The sequence below is a fragment of the Micromonospora sp. WMMD735 genome, from assembly GCF_049178995.1.
Taxonomy (GTDB): Bacteria; Actinomycetota; Actinomycetes; order Mycobacteriales; family Micromonosporaceae; genus Micromonospora; species Micromonospora wenchangensis.
Window position 1 is genome coordinate 4,527,451 of the sequence record NZ_JBMHMJ010000002.1, and the last position, 12,702, is coordinate 4,540,152.

Annotated in this window: 14 protein-coding genes; 4 read left to right on the forward strand and 10 right to left on the reverse strand. The window is 75.5% G+C overall.

Features of this window, described 5'->3' with window-relative positions:
- Positions 1-3: 3 nt before the first annotated feature.
- Both ACN268_RS19465 and hisC read left to right on the forward strand, forming a co-directional pair.
- Positions 4-1,071, forward strand: coding sequence for an RDD family protein (locus tag ACN268_RS19465; RefSeq protein ID WP_421484434.1), 1,068 nt, complete (start codon positions 4-6; stop codon positions 1,069-1,071).
- Positions 1,068-2,171: a histidinol-phosphate transaminase gene (gene hisC / locus ACN268_RS19470; RefSeq protein ID WP_421484435.1), complete on the forward strand. Its 1,104-nt coding sequence runs from the start codon at positions 1,068-1,070 to the stop codon at positions 2,169-2,171. The genes ACN268_RS19465 and hisC overlap by 4 nt, the downstream gene beginning before the upstream one ends.
- Before the next feature lie 46 nt (positions 2,172-2,217).
- Here hisC and ACN268_RS19475 read toward each other — a convergent pair whose 3' ends face one another.
- The 5 genes from ACN268_RS19475 to ACN268_RS19495 form a co-directional block, all read right to left on the reverse strand.
- Positions 2,218-3,465, reverse strand: coding sequence for a pyrrolo-quinoline quinone (locus tag ACN268_RS19475; RefSeq protein WP_421484436.1), 1,248 nt, complete (start codon positions 3,463-3,465; stop codon positions 2,218-2,220).
- A gap of 111 nt (positions 3,466-3,576) precedes the next feature.
- On the reverse strand, positions 3,577-4,059 hold the full coding sequence (locus ACN268_RS19480; RefSeq protein ID WP_421484437.1) for an SRPBCC family protein: 483 nt from the start codon (positions 4,057-4,059) through the stop codon (positions 3,577-3,579).
- 107 nt (positions 4,060-4,166) lie between these two features.
- Complete coding sequence (locus ACN268_RS19485; protein WP_088643247.1) at positions 4,167-4,376, reverse strand: DUF397 domain-containing protein; 210 nt, start codon at positions 4,374-4,376, stop codon at positions 4,167-4,169.
- 154 nt (positions 4,377-4,530) lie between these two features.
- On the reverse strand, positions 4,531-5,727 hold the full coding sequence (fahA, locus tag ACN268_RS19490; RefSeq protein ID WP_421484438.1) for a fumarylacetoacetase: 1,197 nt from the start codon (positions 5,725-5,727) through the stop codon (positions 4,531-4,533).
- Complete coding sequence (locus ACN268_RS19495) at positions 5,724-6,575, reverse strand: hypothetical protein (protein WP_421484439.1); 852 nt, start codon at positions 6,573-6,575, stop codon at positions 5,724-5,726. Before ACN268_RS19495 ends, fahA begins: the two co-directional genes overlap by 4 nt.
- Positions 6,576-6,670: 95 nt before the next feature.
- Between ACN268_RS19495 and ACN268_RS19500 the strand changes: the two genes are divergently transcribed.
- Complete coding sequence (locus ACN268_RS19500; RefSeq protein WP_421484440.1) at positions 6,671-7,855, forward strand: homogentisate 1,2-dioxygenase; 1,185 nt, start codon at positions 6,671-6,673, stop codon at positions 7,853-7,855.
- 93 nt (positions 7,856-7,948) lie between these two features.
- On the opposite strand, the gene ACN268_RS19505 is transcribed toward ACN268_RS19500, so the two are convergent.
- From ACN268_RS19505 to ACN268_RS19520, 4 genes are read right to left on the reverse strand one after another with little or no spacing between them, the layout of a single operon-like run.
- Positions 7,949-9,301, reverse strand: a complete 1,353-nt coding sequence (locus tag ACN268_RS19505) for a tetratricopeptide repeat protein (RefSeq protein ID WP_421484441.1) — start codon at positions 9,299-9,301, stop codon at positions 7,949-7,951.
- Between the two features lie 7 nt (positions 9,302-9,308).
- On the reverse strand, positions 9,309-9,791 hold the full coding sequence (ispF, locus tag ACN268_RS19510) for a 2-C-methyl-D-erythritol 2,4-cyclodiphosphate synthase (protein ID WP_421484442.1): 483 nt from the start codon (positions 9,789-9,791) through the stop codon (positions 9,309-9,311).
- Positions 9,792-9,807: 16 nt separating this feature from the next.
- Positions 9,808-10,503: a 2-C-methyl-D-erythritol 4-phosphate cytidylyltransferase gene (gene ispD, locus ACN268_RS19515; protein ID WP_421484443.1), complete on the reverse strand. Its 696-nt coding sequence runs from the start codon at positions 10,501-10,503 to the stop codon at positions 9,808-9,810.
- 54 nt (positions 10,504-10,557) lie between these two features.
- Positions 10,558-11,043 carry a CarD family transcriptional regulator gene (locus ACN268_RS19520; protein WP_007073334.1) on the reverse strand — a complete coding sequence of 162 codons (486 nt, stop codon included), beginning with the start codon at positions 11,041-11,043 and terminating at the stop codon, positions 10,558-10,560.
- Positions 11,044-11,372: 329 nt separating this feature from the next.
- Here ACN268_RS19520 and ACN268_RS19525 point away from each other — a divergent pair, with 329 nt between their 5' ends.
- Positions 11,373-12,092, forward strand: a complete 720-nt coding sequence (locus tag ACN268_RS19525; protein WP_421484444.1) for a hypothetical protein — start codon at positions 11,373-11,375, stop codon at positions 12,090-12,092.
- 11 nt (positions 12,093-12,103) lie between these two features.
- On the opposite strand, the gene ACN268_RS19530 is transcribed toward ACN268_RS19525, so the two are convergent.
- Positions 12,104-12,667: a hypothetical protein gene (locus ACN268_RS19530; RefSeq protein WP_421484445.1), complete on the reverse strand. Its 564-nt coding sequence runs from the start codon at positions 12,665-12,667 to the stop codon at positions 12,104-12,106.
- Positions 12,668-12,702: the final 35 nt, after the last annotated feature.

The following is a 12,702-nucleotide window of genomic DNA, read 5'->3' on the forward strand; positions in this document are numbered from 1 at the left end:
ACCGTGAGCGTGCAACCAGGTTGGTACGTCGACCCGGCCGAGCCGACCACCCGACGGTGGTGGGACGGCGAGGGCTGGATCGGTGCCCCGATCCCGGTCGACGCCACCCCACCCGACGGCCCGCCCCCGCCCGAGCCGGAGCCCGCCGCCGAGCCGCCCGCCCCGACCTCCCCCGCCGGAGCCGCCCCGTCCTCCGACCAGCACCCGTCGGCCGCTCCCGGCACGCCGGCCGCGCCGGGCCCACCCTGGGCGGGCCAGCCCTGGACCGGGCAACCCGGCGCCGGCCAGCCCGGCACCGGACAGCCGTGGGCGGGACAGCCGGGCGCAGGCCAGCCCGGGGCGCCGGGGCAGCCCTGGACCGGACAGCCGTGGGCGGGACAGCCGGGAGCAGGCCAGCCCGGCGGGCCGCCGCCCGGGTGGCCGTACCCGACCTGGCCGGGGCGTCCGCCGGAACCACGGCCGCACGGGGTGCCGCTGGCCGGCTACGGTGCCCGGCTGCTCGCCCGGCTGGTCGACTTCGGGGTCGTCCTCGGGCTCAACGCGGTGGTCAACGGCTGGTTCGTCTGGCGGTACTTCGAGGAGACCGCGCCCTACCTGCGCGAGGCAGTCCGGCGGGCGATGGCCGGCGACTCCTCGCGGGAGGGGCTGCCCGCCATCGGTGAGCAGGCCGGCGGCCTCCAGATCGCCATCCTGGTCATCGCGACCGCGCTCTGGTTCGCCTACGAGGTGCCGACGATGGCCTCCGGCGGGCAGACCCTGGGCAAGCGGCTGCTGCGCATCCGGGCGGTCCCCGTCGACGCCGACCAGCCGCTCGGCTTCGGCCGGGCCACCCGGCGGTGGAGCACCATGGGCATGCCCACCCTGCTCTGGTTCTGCTGCGGCTTCGGCCTGCTGCTCCAGTTCGTCGACGCGGTCTCCGCGCTGTTCGACCACCCGCTGCGGCAGGCGCTGCACGACAAGCGGGCCCAGACGGTCGTGGTGCGGGTGCCGCGCGCCGACCACCCGGACGCCCCCACCGACGACACCGCCACCGACCGCACCGACCCCGAGCCCCCGGGAGACACCCCATGACCGACACCGGACGCCACCAGCCCCCGCTGCGACTGACCCGCGCCGACCTGGACGCCCTGCCGAACTACGTGCCCGGCCGCAGCCCGGCCGACCTGGCCCGCGAGCTGGGCCTGGCCGAGGCGATCAAGCTGGCCAGCAACGAGGTGCCGTACGGGCCGCTGCCCGGGGTGGTCGAGGCGGTCACCGAGGCGGTCACCGGGTCGCACCGCTACCCCGACATGGGCGTGGTGGCGCTGCGCACCGCGCTCGCCGAGCGGTACGGCGTGGACCCGGACCGGATCGCCACCGGCTGCGGGTCGGTGGCGCTGGCCGAGCACCTGGTCCGGGCCACCTGCCTGCCCGGCGACGAACTGCTCTACTCGTGGCGCTCGTTCGAGGCGTACCCGATCATCGCGGCGACCAGCGGCGCGAGCAGCGTGCGGGTGCCCAACGACGCCGGCCACGGGCACGACCTGGCGGCGATGGCCGCGGCGGTGACCGACCGGACCCGGATGGTGCTGGTCTGCAACCCCAACAACCCCACCGGCACGGCCGTACGCGGGCCGGAGCTGGACCGCTTCCTCGACGCCGTCGGCGACGACGTGCTCGTCGTCATCGACGAGGCGTACCGGGAGTTCGTCACCGACCCGCAGGTGCCCGACGGGCTGACGTATCTCGACCGGCCCAACGTGGTGGTGCTGCGCACCCTGTCCAAGGCGTGGGGCCTGGCCGGGTTGCGGATCGGCTGGCTGGTCGGTGCCCCGGAGGTCGCCGCCGCGGTCCGCAAGGTGGTCACCCCGTTCTCCACCAGCACGGCGGCGCAGGCGGGGGCGCTGGCCGCGCTCGCCCAGGCCGACGAGGTCGAACGCCGCTGCGCGCTGGTCGTGGCGGAACGGGACCGGGTCACCGCGGCGCTGCGCAAGTTCGTCCCCGACGTGCCGTCCAGCCAGGCCAACTTCGTCTGGCTGCCGCTGGGCGAGGGGGCCGTGGAGTTCGGCCGGGCCTGCGAGGCGCGCGGCGTGATCGTCCGGCCGTTCCCCGGCGACGGCGTCCGGGTCACCATCGGCACCCCGGCCGAGAACGACGCCTTCCTGGCCGTGGCGGAGGCCGCCCTGTCCTGAACCACCCCCGGACACCGACCCGGCCCACCGGCCGGGTCGGGCCGGGTCAGGTCGCGGCGAGCACGACCGGCTCGGCCATCAGGAAGTACGCCTGGTCGTCGTCGTCCGGGCCGGCGCGCTCCCGCAACCGTTCCACCGCGACGTAGCCGCCGGCCGCGTACGCCCGGCCGGGCTTCCAGCCGATGCCGTCCCGCCCGGGGGTCATCGGGAACCGGGACCGCTGCGCACCGGTGACCGGGTCGAGGGTGACCAGTTCCCGGCGTTCGGTCAGCACGTAGAGCCGACCGGCCTCGGTGGCGAGGATCGTCACCGGGCCCAGGTCACCGCGCTGCCAGCGGCCCTTGCCGCTGCGCGCCTCCCAGCCCTTGAGCACCCCGCCGTCGTCGCCGACGGCCAGTTCCCCGACCAGGGTGGTGCCGGCGGCGTCCAGGGCGGGGGCGGCCATCGGCGCACCCGGGCCGACCTGCCAGCCCCGGCCGCCGGAGCCGCCGTCGGTGCGCAGCCCCCGGCACTGCGAGCGGGGGGTGAGGCAGCCGACCGGGGTGACGGTGAACCGCTCGGGTGCGTCCGGGGGCCGCCAGCGGGTGCCCACCGTGCCGGTGGCGACGGCGCGGAACTCCACGGCCGTCGGGCCGGCGCAGGAGTCGACGGAGAAGACCTGCCCGGCGGCGGTGGTGCCCAGGTCGGTACGGCAGTCCCGGCCACCGTCGACCCGCCACAGCTCCCGCCCGTCGGCGAGGTCGTAGCCGCGCAGGCCGTCCCGGCCGGAGACGACCAGCACCGTCAGGCTTCCGGGGGCGGGGGCGACGGAGATGCCGTGCGGGTCCCAGACGGTGGCCGCCCCGGTGCGCCGGGCGGGGGTCGCGGCGTACGGCGTCGGCCCGTCGACCCGCCAGGCGACCGTGCCGGTGAGCCCGTCCAGGGCCACCAGCTTCCCGTCCGACCAGCGGCTGAGCACCATCGTGCCGGCCGCCAGCACCCCGTCGAGGGTGGCCGGCCAGCGCCGGTACGACCAGAACGGGGTGACCCGGTTGCGGCTGTCGGCGGGCTGGTCGGCATAGAGCTGGCGCTCGGCGGCGTAGACCCGCAGCCGGCCCGCCACCACCAGCGGCGCGACCGGCAGCCGGCCCACCACGCCGACGGCCGGGGTGCCGGCGGGCGGCGGTGCGCCCCGGGCGGGCGTGACGACCTCGGCGGGGGCGAGCACCCGGTAGCCGATGCCGGCGACCGCCACGAGGGTGAGCAGCGTGGTGACCGCGACCACGAGTCGCCGCCGTCCCTTCGGGAATCCCATGCCCACCTCCGCCCGGCACCCTACCCAGACGTCCCCCCTGGGGACCGGTCAGGTCGCGTCGCGTCGCGCGAACGAAGTCGGGCCGGCGGACCGCCGGTGCCCGGACGCGGATCAGGCGGCGGTGGCCCGGCCGGTGCTGCGCACGGTGGCGGCCAGCGCGGTCAGGTCGTGCCGGATCGCACCCTCCACCGTCCGGGCGGCCAGGCCGCCGAAGAGCAGCGCCATCACCCGCCCGTACGGGGCGGTCGGCAGCGCCCGGTGTTCGACAGTGACGGCGGTGCCGACCCGGCGACGACGTCGGACGGCGCGCAGGGTCCAGGTGATCCGGTAGTCCACCCCGATACCCGGGGAGGCGAGCACCAGCCGGTGTGCCGGCTCGGCGGTCAGGACCAGGAACTCCTCCGGCTGGTCGCCGCCGTCCGGGCGGGTCCGGGTCTCCCGCCAGGCGGTGCCCGGCCCGAACGGCCCGGGGGTGAGCAGCTCGACGGAGCTGACCGTGCAGAGCCAGTCGACCCGGACGGGCAGGTCGGTCAGGCGTTCCCACACGTCGACGGCCGACGCCTCGATGACATCGGTGACCGCAACCGTCGACATGGCACCTCCCGTGTCGTCCACCGTACGGCGGGTGAGCGTCCGACGGGGGGCCGTACGGTGAAATTTCCGTCACCGGCGTCCCGGGTGGGACGCCGGTGACGGGGCGGTCAGGGACGGAAGGTCCCCTGCCGGACGGCGTCGACGAACGCCGTCCAACCCGGTGGGCCGATGACCAGGGCCGGGCCCGACGGGTCCTTGGAGTCGCGTACCCCGACCACGGCCCGGGTGCGGACGAGGTTGTCCGCCACCTCCACACAGAGCCCCTGGTCGTTCGAGCGGCTACTGGTGCGCCACACCGCGCCGACGAGATCGTTCATGCTCGTACCTCCTCTCCACTGGGACGTGCCACGCCGACGCGCCCCGCGCCGCCGACGGGAGACGGCGGCGCGGGGCGTACGGCGGAATCCGGTGGGAGAAACGCGGCAGGGGCGTCGGACGGTCGGACAGCGGGTGCGACCGTCAGGCGTCGGCTCAGCGGGCGGGCAGGATGCGCCCGGTGACCTCGCCGAGGGCGATGGTGGAGCCGTCCGGGCCGGGCGCGGTGGCCCGCAGCGTGACGGTGTCGCCGTCGGCGAGGAAGGTGCGGGTGTCCCCGCCGACGGTGACCGGTTCGGCCCCGCCCCAGGTCAGTTCCAGGAACGAGCCCACCTGGCCGCGCTCGGGGCCGGAGACGGTGCCCGAGGCGTACAGGTCGCCGGTCCGCAGGGACGCGCCGTTGACGGTGAGGTGGGCCAGCTGCTGGGCGGGGGTCCAGTACATGCCGGCGAACGGCGGCTCGGTGACCCGCTCGCCGTTCCACTCGACTTCCAGTCGCAGGTCGAGGCCCAGGTGCGGGGTCTGGCGCAGGTAGTCCTGCACCGGCGGGTCCTGCCGCGGGGCGGGCACGAACGCGTCGGCAAGCGCGTCCAGCGGGGTCACCCAGGCGGAGACGGAGGTGGCGAAGGACTTGCCGAGGAACGGCCCGAGCGGCTGGTATTCCCATGCCTGGATATCCCGGGCCGACCAGTCGTTGACCAGCACCACCCCGAACACGTGGTCGGCGAAGTCGCCGGTGGGCACCCGGTCGCCGAGCGCGCTCGGCACGCCGACCACGAAGCCCACCTCGGCCTCGATGTCGAGGCGTACCGACGGGCCGACGGTGGGACCCTCGGCGGTGGCGCGCTGCCCGCTCGGGCGGACGACCGGGGTGCCGGAGACCACCACCGTGCCGGCCCGGCCGTGGTAGCCGATCGGCAGGTGCTTCCAGTTCGGCAGCAGCGGCGGCTGGCCGGGGCGGAAGATCTGCCCGACGTTGCCGGCGTGGTGCTCGGAGGAGTAGAAGTCGACGTAGTCGGCCACCTCGAACGGCAGCAGCAGCTCGACCGCGGCCAGCGGCAGCAGCAGCGGCTCGACGGCCGCCCGGTGCGCCGGCTCGGTGAGCAGTTCGACGATGCGCTGCCGGACCGAGGTCCACTGCGGGCGGCCGAGCGCCATGAAGTCGTTGAGGGTGGGCCGGCGCAACGCCCCGGCGGCGAGGACCAGCCCGGCCTCCTCGGCTGCCGCCAGGTCGAACACCAGGTCGGCGACGCGTACGCCGATCCGGGGTGGCCGCCCGTCGTGCCGGAACACCCCGTACGGCAGGTTGGTCACCCCGTACGCCGAGCCGTCCGCGCCCGTCACCCAGCTCATCTGTCGAATCCCCCGTTCACCAGCCCCAGCCGGATCAGATCGGTCAGTGGTTCCCGCACGCTGCACGAGCCGAACCCGATCCACAGCGGACGCTCGTCGTCCCGGGCCGCCCGGGCCGGCTCGACCACCCGCAGCGGGTCGGTGTCGGCGAGCAGCGCGGCGACGGCGTCCACCTCGGCGCCGCCTGCGGCGGCGAGGGTGGCGGCCAGCACGTTGCCGAAGCCGTGGTGGGTGAAGCCGGTCTCCGGGTCGATCTGGCGCAGCGCGTGGTGCAGCCCGGCGGTCAGCTTGAACGGCAGCGCCCGGTCCCGGCAGGCGCAGATCACCGCGGCCAGTTCGACGGGGGTGGGGAAGAGTTCGGCGGCCAGCCCGCCGGTGCGGAACTTCGCGGCGACCGGTTCGCCGGCCGCGCGGGCCTCGGCGAGGGTGTCCAGGGCGGCGGTCAGCCCGAAGGTCAGCGGCAGTTCGGCGTACCAGTCGAGGTCACGGTGCCCGGCGAGCACGCCGCGCAGCGCGGCCAGGCCCGGCTGGGGGTCCTCGCCGCGTCGGGCGACGGCCACCTCGACCTGCCGGACGGCGATGCCGGCGGCGGCCAGCCCGGCGAGCGCGGCGGGCACCCCGGCGACGCCGGTGTCGCCGATCAGCCCGGTCACCGTGCCCTCGGGCAGGCCGGCCAGCCCGCCGACGGCGGAGGCGGGCACCAGCAGCGGGCCGACCAGGTCGGCGTACCAGGAGGTGCGGTGTCCGTGGTGCGCCGCGATCGCGTCGGGCAGCGCCGCGCTGCCGGGCGGGAAGACGGCGGCGTCGTCGACGAGTCCGGCGAGGAGGCGGGGGACCTGCGTTGACACGAGACAAGAATCTACGGGACGCTGTCAAGGAACGGACAGTGACGTCCGGTTATCGGACGCCACCGGCCGGATATCGGGACAATACGGGAGGCGACATGCCGTACTACCGCAGCGTCGGCGAGGTTCCCCGCAAGCGGCACACCCAGTTCCGCCAGCCCGACGGCAGCCTCTACACCGAGGAGCTGATGGGTCAGGAGGGCTTCTCCGCCGACTCGTCCCTGCTCTACCACCGGCACCCGCCGACCGCGATCGTCGCCGCCGAGGAGTTCACCCCGCCCGGATACACCCGGCTGCCCAACCACCCCCTCAAGCCACGCCACCTGCAGACCCACAAGCTCGACGGCGCGGGGGCCGACCCGGTGCTCGGCCGGCGTCAGCTGCTCGCCAACGACGACGTCCGGATCGGGTACGTGCTGGCCGACCGGCCGTCCCCGCTCTACCGCAACGCCACCGGCGACGAGTGCCTCTACGTCGAGGCGGGCACACTGCGGCTGGAGTCCACCTTCGGCGCGCTCGACCTGGTCGCCGGCGACTACGCGGTCGTCCCCACCTCGACGGTGCACCGGCTGGTGCCCACCGGCGACGCCCCGGTCCGGCTGCTCACCATCGAGGCCACCGGGCACATCGGCCCGCCCAAGCGCTACCTGTCCGTACGCGGCCAGTTCCTGGAACACTCCCCGTACTGCGAGCGGGACGTCCGGGGGCCGGACGCGCCCCTGCTGGTCGACGGCACCGTCGTGGAGGTGCTGGTCCGGCACCGCGCCCGGACGGCCACCGGCACCGCCTGGACCCGGCACGTCCACGCCCACCACCCGTTCGACGTGGTCGGCTGGGACGGCCACCAGTACCCGTGGGCGTTCTCCATCCACGACTTCGAGCCGATCACCGGCCGCCTGCACCAGCCGCCACCGGTGCACCAGACCTTCCAGGGCCCCAACTTCGTGATCTGCTCGTTCGTGCCCCGCAAGGTCGACTACCACCCGGACGCGATCCCGGTGCCGTACCACCACCACAACGTCGACTCCGACGAGATGCTCTTCTACACCGGCGGCAACTACGAGGCCCGGCGCGGCTCCGGCATCGGGCAGGGCTCGATCTCGCTGCACCCGTCCGGCTTCACCCACGGCCCGCAGCCCGGCGCGGCGGAACGCTCGATCGGCGTCGACTTCTTCGACGAACTGGCCGTCATGGTCGACACCTTCCGCCCCCTCGACCTCTGCGACGCCGCCGTCGAGTGCGAGGACCCGGGCTACGCCTGGACCTGGAACCGCCAGCCCTGACCCTCCGGGTGCCTCGACCGGTCACGACTCAGCGAGGGCTTCCCGGGTGGGTCGGGTCGCCCAGCCGTCGTTGACCGGAGGCGGCGCGCGAGGCTAGGACACGCCCGCACGGGTGGCGGCGACCAGAGTGGCCGGCACGGCGAGGGCGATCGCGAGCACCAGCGGCCACGGGCTGCCCACCAGGGCGAACAGCAGTAGCAGGGCCGGCCCGGCCGGGACGGCGTACACGGCGAACGCCAACGCGCGGTCCTCGCGGCGCAGCGCCGGCAGGACCACCCGGCCCAGCTCGGGCACCCGCCGGGACAGCCGCCAGGCCAGCAGCGCGCCACCGGCCGCCGCCAGCACCGCCACCACCCGGCTCGCCCCCGCCCCGCCGGCCGCCAGGAACGCGAGCAGCAGGCTGGCGACCAGCGACCAGCCGCTGCCGATCAGGACGAGCCGACGCAGCCCGGCCCAGAGCGGCAGCTTCTCGGCCCGCGCCGGCTGCACCGGCGCCAACGCGGCCACCTGTTCCAGCGCCAGCACCCAGCGCCGCCGCTCCAACCGCAGCACCCCCGGGTCGTGCCGCGCCTCGGCCAGCTCCGGATCGAGCCGCAGCGCCTCCCGGTAGGCCCGCTCGGCCAGGTCGAACAGCTCCAGCCGGCCGGCGACCAGGGCCAGCACCAGATGCGCCTGCGGCTCGTCGGGGGCCAACTCCACCCCACGCCAGGCCGCGTTCAGCGCCGGCTGGCCGTTGCGCGCCTCGGCCAGGATCGCCGCCGCGCTCCGCTGGGCGTACGCGTCACCCGGCCCGGCCGCCAGGATCCGATCGGCGGTACGCGCCGACTCGGCGTACTCCCCCAGGTCGGCGAGGGCGATGGCCCGGACGACCAGCGCGGCGGTCGGCACCCTCGCCCCGGCCTCCCCCGACGGGCCGGATCCGCCGGCCGGGCCGGCGGGGGCAGGTGCACCGGCCGGGCCGGGCAAGGAGGGTGTCCCCGGCCGGTCAGGGCCGAACGGCGGTGCGGGCCGGTCCGGCGACGATCCGGACGGGTCGGGCAACGTCGGTGGGCCCGCCTCCCCCGGCGTCGCCCATGATCCGGTAGGGCCGGCCGGCGTCGGCCCACCTGCCTGGTCAACCGGGCCCGGGGGCACAGCCGACCCCGGAGGCACAACCGACCCCGACGACACGGCGGGCCCCGGGGGCACAGGCGGGTGCGGCGGTCCGGGGAGCGGTGGGATGTCGGGGCGGGGTGGGGCGATCGCCGCGTCGGCGGCGGCGAGCGCCTCGCCGGGGCGGCCGGCCGCGAGGTGCAGCCGGGCCAGCAGCGTCAGCGCGGCCGGGTCGGCGGGGGCCAGGGCGAGCGCGAAGCCCAGTTCCTCGGTGGCCTCGTCGTGGCGGCCCAGCTCGGCCAGGAGCTGGGCCCGCTGCCGGTAGCCGTCCAGCGGCGACTCGTCGTCGGTCATCGCGGCCCTACCCGGCCGACGCGTCGTAGACCAGGGCCACCGCGATGCCGGCGAGCCCCTCGCCCCGCCCGGTGAAGCCGAGACCGTCGCTGGTGGCGGCGGTGACGGTGACCGGTGCGCCGACCGCCGCGGAGAGCACCTGCTGTGCCTCGTCACGCCGTGGCCCGATCCGGGGCCGGTTGCCGACGACCTGCACCGAGATGTTGCCGATCGCGTACCCGGCGGCGCGGACCCGGCGGGCGGACTCGGTGAGCAGCGTGACCCCGGAGGCGGCGGCCCACTCCGGCTGGTCCACCCCGAAGTTCGCCCCGAGATCACCGAGCCCGGCGGCGGAGAGCAGCGCGTTGCAGGCGGCGTGGGCGACCACGTCGGCGTCGGAGTGCCCGGCCAGGCCGTCCTCGCCCGGCCAGTGCAGGCCGGCCAGCCAGCACGGCCGGCCGGCCGCGAAGGCGTGGATGTCGGTGCCGACGGCGACCCTGGGAACGATCATGGATCGAGGGTACGCGTCAGTACCCGGCGGCCAGCAGGTGCTCGGCCAGGGTCAGGTCGAACGGGCGGGTGACCTTCAGCGCGTACTCCGAGCCGGGGACGCAGAACACCGGCACCCCCTGCTGCTCGACCAGGCCGGCGTCGTCGGTGAGCGGGTCACCGGCGGCGGCGTGCGCGGCGGCGAGCACCTCCCGGCGGAAACCCTGCGGGGTCTGCACGGCCCGCAGGGCCGACCTGTCGACGGTGGCGAGGACGACGCCGGCAGCGTCCACCCGCTTGATCGTGTCGCTGACCGGGAGCACCGGGATCACCGCGTCGTGCCCGGCCCGGACGGCTGCCGCCACCGCCTCGACGAGCGTGGGCGGGGTGAGCGCCCGCGCCGCGTCGTGCACCAGCACGATGTCGGGGCCGGACGGCACCGCTGCCAGCGCGTTCGCCACCGACGCCTGGCGTTCGGCACCGCCCGCCACCACCAGGACCGGGGCGAGCGGGGTCAGCAGCTGCCGGACGGCGTCGACCTCGGTGGCCGGCGCGGCGACGACGACGGTGTGCACCGACGGGGCGGCGGCGATCCGGCGTACCACGTGCACCAGCAGGGGTTCACCGCCGAGGAGCCGGAGCGCCTTGGGACCGCCCGGCCCGAGCCGTACGCCGGCACCGGCCGCAGGAACGAGGACCGCGACGTCACCGCGCGGATTGAGCTGCGCAGTCACGTCGCGGTCCTCGGGAATTCTTCGCTGCGGGGTGGGTACGACGATGCGGTGGGATCAGGCCTCGGTGAGGACCTTGTCGAGCAGCGTCTCCGCCTCGTCCTTGGTGCTCTTCTCAGCCAGCGCGACCTCGCCGACGAGAATGTCGCGGGCCTTGGCGAGCATGCGCTTCTCACCCGCCGACAGGCCCCGCTCCCGCTCCCGACGCCACAGGTCGCGGACGACCTCGGCGACCTTCAGCGGGTTGCCGGAGGCCAGCTTCTCCAGATTCGCCTTGTAACGCCGCGACCAGTTGGTCGGCTCTTCGGTGTGCGGTGCACGGAGCACGTCGAAGACCTTTCCCAGGCCCTCTTCGCCGACCACCTCACGCACACCCACGATCTCGGCGTTCTCGGCCGGCACCCGGACCGTCAGGTCACCCTGCGCGACCCTCAGGACGAGGTACTGCTTGGGTTCGCCCTTGATGACCCGAGTCTCGATTGCCTCGATGAGTGCGGCCCCGTGGTGGGGGTAAACAACGGTCTCGCCGACGCTGAAAACCATAGGTTCGAAACCCCTTTCGCTGTGTCTAGGGTAACACGCTCAGGCACCAATGTCCCGCTGCCGTCCTGACCGTTGGCGCAGCTCAGGGGCCCTGTGAGAGGCGTTGCTTCGGCTTGACAGGCGGCCAAACCAGTGGTTCAAACACGCTCCGTGAGCAGCGGATGACAACCCGGTACGGGTGATCGGAGCGCGGATTTCTCGGGCTATGCGCTCTTCCCATGGTAGCCCGGCGGCGCTCCGGTCGCCCAGGTCTGGCGGCAGGAGGGTCCGTGCGGGACGCTGGAGAGGTACCGCACACCGCTCGCCGCACCGCTGACCCGGGGGGTCCGATGGGCATGCCCGACGCCGAGGGACACGGACTGCCCGACCTGCCGCCGGAGTGGGGGCGGGTGGTGGTGCCTGACGACGCGTCGGCGCTCGCCGAGGAGGCCGCCCAGCTCCGCCGCGAGCTGCGCCGGCAGGCCCGGCCCGGCCGGTGGCGACGCCGGCTGGGGTTGACCGCGCGCCCCGACGGGCGGCCACCGCTCGGGCTGCCCCTGCTGATACTCCTGGTGGCGGTGCTCGCCACCACCGTCGGGTTGGTCACCGTCACCTGGCCCCGGTCGTCCCGGGGCACCGAACGACCCACCGTCCTGCCGCAGACGGGCACGTCGGTGCCGCTGGTCGGGCGGTCGCTGCCCGCGCTGGACCTGGTCGACGTCGACCAGCGGCCGGTCCCGCTGCGCGGCCTGCTACCCGCGATGATCATCCTGGTCGACGGCTGCGCCTGCGCCGAGCAGGTGGCCGCCGCCGCCAGCGCCGCCCCGGACGGGGTACGGGTGGTGAGCGTCGCCGCCGGACGGAAGGTCACCCCCGCGCCACCGGTCGGCGGACCGGTCCGCGCCCTCGCCGATCCCGCCGGCGGGCTACGCGCCGCGTTGCACCTGCCCGCCCAGGCCGGTGCCGCCCCGGCGCTGCTGGTGGACCGGGCCGGCACGGTCGTCCGGGTGCTGCCGGAGCTGGGTGCCGCCGCCGACTACCGGGGCGACCTGATCGGGCTCGGCGGCTGAACGGGGCCGGATCAGGGCACCGCGACGACCTGCGCCTCCAGCTCGACCGAGCCCGGCCCGACCACCGAGAACTCCAACCGGGTGCCCCCGTCCGGGCCGCGCAGCTCCCAGGCCACCAGTTCGCCGTCGCAGGCCGTCCGCCGGTGCTGCGGCGGATCGTCGTGCAGCACCGAGACCAGCAGCGTCCCGTCGCCCGAGCAGCGGTACTGGAAGAGATGCCTCGCGCCGTCCGGGGCCGACTCCCGGCGTACCGGCGCCCGGCCGGACACCAGGGTCATCCGCTCCCGCCAGGTGGTGTCGGTGAACGTCGGCAGCCCCACGTCCGGGTCGCCGGAGGTCCCGGGCAGCTCGGTCGCGCCCAGGACCCGCCCGGTGCGAACGTCGATCACCACCACCCGTCGGGTGGCCTCCGCGCCGGCCGACGGCTGCGGTGACCCCGTCGCCGCCGAGCCCACCGGGTCGACCGCCGGGGCGGTGGCCGACCACCACCAGCCGCCCCCGACCAGGGCGAGCAGGGCCACGCCGGCCAGCGCCGCACCGCGCAGCCGATCACCGCCGACCCTCTCGACCCCCACCCGGCGAGGGTAACCAGCGGTCGACGGCGGCGCTC

Excerpts from the sequence above, each read along its gene's own strand:
- ACN268_RS19505 (WP_421484441.1), bottom strand. The coding sequence starts at position 9,301 with ATGACCGACGACGAGTCGCCGCTGGACGGCTACCGGCAGCGGGCCCAG.
- ACN268_RS19525 (WP_421484444.1), top strand. The coding sequence starts at position 11,373 with ATGGGCATGCCCGACGCCGAGGGACACGGACTGCCCGACCTGCCGCCG.
- fahA (WP_421484438.1), bottom strand. The coding sequence starts at position 5,727 with ATGAGCTGGGTGACGGGCGCGGACGGCTCGGCGTACGGGGTGACCAAC.
- ispF (WP_421484442.1), bottom strand. The coding sequence starts at position 9,791 with ATGATCGTTCCCAGGGTCGCCGTCGGCACCGACATCCACGCCTTCGCG.
- ACN268_RS19520 (WP_007073334.1), bottom strand. The coding sequence starts at position 11,043 with ATGGTTTTCAGCGTCGGCGAGACCGTTGTTTACCCCCACCACGGGGCC.
- ACN268_RS19485 (WP_088643247.1), bottom strand. The coding sequence starts at position 4,376 with ATGAACGATCTCGTCGGCGCGGTGTGGCGCACCAGTAGCCGCTCGAAC.
- ACN268_RS19480 (WP_421484437.1), bottom strand. The coding sequence starts at position 4,059 with ATGTCGACGGTTGCGGTCACCGATGTCATCGAGGCGTCGGCCGTCGAC.
- ACN268_RS19475 (WP_421484436.1), bottom strand. The coding sequence starts at position 3,465 with ATGGGATTCCCGAAGGGACGGCGGCGACTCGTGGTCGCGGTCACCACG.
- ACN268_RS19500 (WP_421484440.1), top strand. The coding sequence starts at position 6,671 with ATGCCGTACTACCGCAGCGTCGGCGAGGTTCCCCGCAAGCGGCACACC.
- hisC (WP_421484435.1), top strand. The coding sequence starts at position 1,068 with ATGACCGACACCGGACGCCACCAGCCCCCGCTGCGACTGACCCGCGCC.